This is a genomic window from Pedococcus sp. 2YAF34 (assembly GCF_052114585.1).
Lineage (GTDB): Bacteria > Actinomycetota > Actinomycetes > Actinomycetales > Dermatophilaceae > Pedococcus.
Genome location: NZ_JBFRFA010000104.1, coordinates 1 through 457, shown reverse-complemented (window position 1 = coordinate 457; position 457 = coordinate 1). Strand labels below are relative to the sequence as shown.

Here is a 457-nt window from a genome sequence, read left to right as displayed (position 1 = left end):
TCCGTACTCCGCCATGATCTGCGACAGTCCGGCTGCGACCGAGTCGTCGCTCGCCGCATCCATCACCACGCCATCCGAGGCGTGGCGGGATGCCGGAATCACTGTCGCACCCTCGTCACGAAGTCGCTGAACCACGGCGGTGCCGACCAGGCCGTGCCCTCCGACGACGAGGACGACGCGGTTTTCAAGCTGGAGATCCATGCTCGCACTCTACGACCGATGGGCGCGGATCTTTATCGACCGGGGGGGATCAACCGTTCGCGACCCGAACACCAGTGAGCTGTTCGGACAGCGTCCAGATGCGCTGGGCGTCGTCGGTGCTGCGGAGACGTGAATAGAGTTTCTGCTCGGCTGGCGCGCCGCCGAGATGTCCGGGTCCGCTCGGTCCATAGAAGGCACCTCGCCTGGCACTGCTCGACGTAGCGGCGTAAATGGCCGGCAGTCCGGCGCTCTGCAC

The 457-nt window shown here is 65.6% G+C and carries 1 protein-coding gene and 1 pseudogene; both read right to left on the bottom strand.

Features of this window, described 5'->3' with window-relative positions; all coding sequences use genetic code 11:
• Nucleotides 1-201: NAD-dependent epimerase/dehydratase family protein (locus tag AB4Z02_RS19085; RefSeq protein ID WP_441972942.1), on the bottom strand; the 201-nt coding region annotated here is incomplete at its 3' end.
• A 49-nt stretch (nucleotides 202-250) separates the two neighbouring features.
• Nucleotides 251-457, bottom strand: a pseudogene (locus AB4Z02_RS19080) (short chain dehydrogenase); the annotation flags it as partial.